Annotated in this window: 2 protein-coding genes and 1 pseudogene; 2 read left to right on the top strand and 1 reads right to left on the bottom strand. The window is 45.1% G+C overall.

All coding sequences use genetic code 11. The annotated features are described in order from the left end of the window. Nucleotides 1-215, bottom strand: a pseudogene (cvrA, locus tag BCT81_RS15830) (K+/H+ antiporter); the annotation flags it as partial. 401 nt (nucleotides 216-616) lie between these two features. Here cvrA and BCT81_RS15835 point away from each other — a divergent pair. After that, nucleotides 617-883, top strand: a complete 267-nt coding sequence (locus BCT81_RS15835; protein WP_102425052.1) for a DUF4212 domain-containing protein — start codon at nucleotides 617-619, stop codon at nucleotides 881-883. A 10-nt stretch (nucleotides 884-893) separates the two neighbouring features. Then, nucleotides 894-2,597: a sodium:solute symporter family protein gene (locus BCT81_RS15840; RefSeq protein WP_102425053.1), complete on the top strand. Its 1,704-nt coding sequence runs from the start codon at nucleotides 894-896 to the stop codon at nucleotides 2,595-2,597. Nucleotides 2,598-2,761 lie beyond the last annotated feature (164 nt).

Here is a 2,761-nt window from a genome sequence, read left to right on the forward strand (position 1 = left end):
ATCACGGCAAGCGCGAGGTTACTCACCAAGTAAGTTAATGAATAGTCGTCAAAATTGATGCCGCCGGGGCCATCTTCGCCCGCCAACATACCAACAAACAAAAAGATCAAAAGAATCGGAACGCCCAATCGTGAGGACACTTGTGAGAAAAGCACACTGATGGCGATAAGCACGGCACCAGTTAAAAATAAGTGATTAATAGTTATTGCGTCCAATTCGTTCCCCCAAAGAATAAAACTCGTGATTAAAGCATGTCGAATTTCTGCTATTAAGCAAGAAAAGGGCTCTAAAAGCAGCGTAATTACTATAACAAACTTATATTTCCCTTCGTGTCATATGCAGGACTAAATAATGATTCTCTGTCATTTAGTTGTTAAATTTTATTACTCCCTCACTAATTCATCCCTTTTTGTTAGACCTTTGGCTAATTTAACAACCTTGTAACATCACATTTTTATATGGTTTTGTCTCCTAACTCCCATATTTCAGTGGATTAGGGCTAATACCGTCCCGACTAAAGTTGCACAGATCCCTTGACTTATCCTTGCTACATTTCAAATCGTAACATTACGTTAACACAACGACATTCTACGGAAACGGAATAAAGGAGAAGGCAATGGCGTTCGAATCTACGGAACATGCTCAAGCCTACTGGAAGGAAAACTTGGGAATTATGGGAACACTGCTCGCGATCTGGTTCGCAGTGTCTTACGGCGCAGGCATCTTATTTGTTGATGCCCTCAACACCATTCAGTTTGGCGGGTTTAAGCTCGGCTTTTGGTTCGCTCAACAAGGTTCGATATACACCTTCGTGGCGCTGATATTCATTTACGTTGTCCGCATGAATGCGCTCGACAAAAAATACAACGTACAGGAAGACTAGAGGCTAGAACATGGATATTCAAACTTGGACGTTTATTCTCGTCGGTATCACTTTCGCACTGTATATCGGCATCGCAATCTGGGCTCGCGCAGGGTCTACGAGTGAATTCTACGTTGCGGGCGGTGGTGTACACCCAGTAGCAAACGGTATGGCGACAGCCGCTGACTGGATGTCGGCAGCGTCATTCATCTCAATGGCAGGTATCATCTCATTCGTTGGTTACGACGGTGCGGTTTACCTAATGGGCTGGACAGGTGGTTATGTACTACTTGCGCTATGTTTAGCACCTTACCTACGTAAGTTCGGTCAGTTTACGGTTCCTGATTTTATCGGCGAACGTTACTACTCGAAAACAGCACGTATGGTAGCGGTATTCTGTGCAATCTTCGTATCATTCACATACGTTGCAGGTCAAATGCGTGGTGTGGGCGTAGTATTCTCTCGTTTCCTAGAGGTCGACATTAACCTAGGTATCATCATTGGTATGGGTATTGTGTTCTTCTACGCAGTACTTGGTGGCATGAAAGGCATCACTTATACGCAGGTAGCTCAATTCTGTGTCCTCATTTTCGCCTTCCTTGTTCCAGCAATCTTCACGTCAATCATGATGACAGGTAACCCGCTTCCACAAGTTGGTATGGGTTCAACGATTTCAGGCACAGACGTTTACCTACTCGATAAACTGGATGGACTGACTGAAGAGCTCGGATTTACCGCCTATACCGAAGGTAACAAGAGCATGGTGGATGTATTCTTCATCTGTGCAGCTCTAATGGTGGGTACTGCAGGTCTTCCACACGTAATCATCCGTTTCTTCACAGTACCGAAAGTACGTGATGCTCGTATCTCAGCAGGTTGGGCACTACTGTTCATCTCATTGCTATACACAACAGCACCAGGCGTTGCAGCATTCGCTCGTGTAAACATGATTGAAACGATTAACGGCCCAGACATGCAAGGTGTCGCAGCAGCAGACGCACCTAGCTGGTACAAAAACTGGGAAAGCACTGGTCTAGTAGGTTGGGAAGATAAGAACGGCGATGGCAAAATGTTCTACTCGGGCGATGAGCGCAACGAGATAAAGATTAACCGTGACATCATCGTACTGGCTTCTCCAGAACTAGCAAAACTACCAAACTGGGTTGTTGCGCTACTGGCAGCCGGTGGCCTAGCAGCCGCACTATCAACAGCCGCTGGTCTACTATTGGTTATCTCAACATCGATTTCACATGACTTGTTGAAGAAAGGCTTCAGACCAAACATGACCGACAAGCAGGAGCTACTAGCCGCTCGTTTGGCAGCAATGGTCGCGATTATCGGTGCAGGTTACTTGGGTATTAACCCACCAGGCTTCGTAGCTCAGGTGGTAGCGTTTGCCTTCGGCTTAGCCGCAGCATCCTTCTTCCCAGCAATTATCCTAGGTATCTTCTACAAGAAGATGAACAAGGAAGGTGCGATTGCAGGTATGTTGACAGGTATTGCCTTCACAGCAAGCTACATCATCTACTTCAAGTTCATTAACCCAGCAGCAAGCACACCTGAAAACTGGTGGTTTGGTATCAGCCCAGAAGGCATCGGTACACTAGGTATGTGTCTAAACTTCGTAGTTTCAATTGCGGTAAACAAAGTGACTGCTGAAGTACCACAAGACGTACAAGAGATGGTTGAAAACATCCGTTACCCTAAGGGTGCTGGTGAAGCTCACGACCACTAAGCATGACCACGAAACAAAGATGTTTAGCAAAAATGAATCAGTACTTACATTGTAGGGATTAGGTACTGAATCTCAGAAAGCCGATACGTTATGTATCGGCTTTTTTCTTTTGCCTACCGTTTTATAAAAACAGAAACAAAGGGTTGTTTTTAAAATATTATTTG

Origin of the sequence: Vibrio sp. 10N.261.52.A1, from assembly GCF_002876325.1 — a bacterium.
GTDB classification, from domain to species: domain Bacteria; phylum Pseudomonadota; class Gammaproteobacteria; order Enterobacterales; family Vibrionaceae; genus Vibrio; species Vibrio chagasii.

What these genes read in the sequence shown, in the direction of transcription:
- BCT81_RS15835 (WP_102425052.1), top strand. Translation starts at nt 617, where the DNA reads ATGGCGTTCGAATCTACGGAACATGCTCAAGCCTACTGGAAGGAAAAC.
- BCT81_RS15840 (WP_102425053.1), top strand. Translation starts at nt 894, where the DNA reads ATGGATATTCAAACTTGGACGTTTATTCTCGTCGGTATCACTTTCGCA.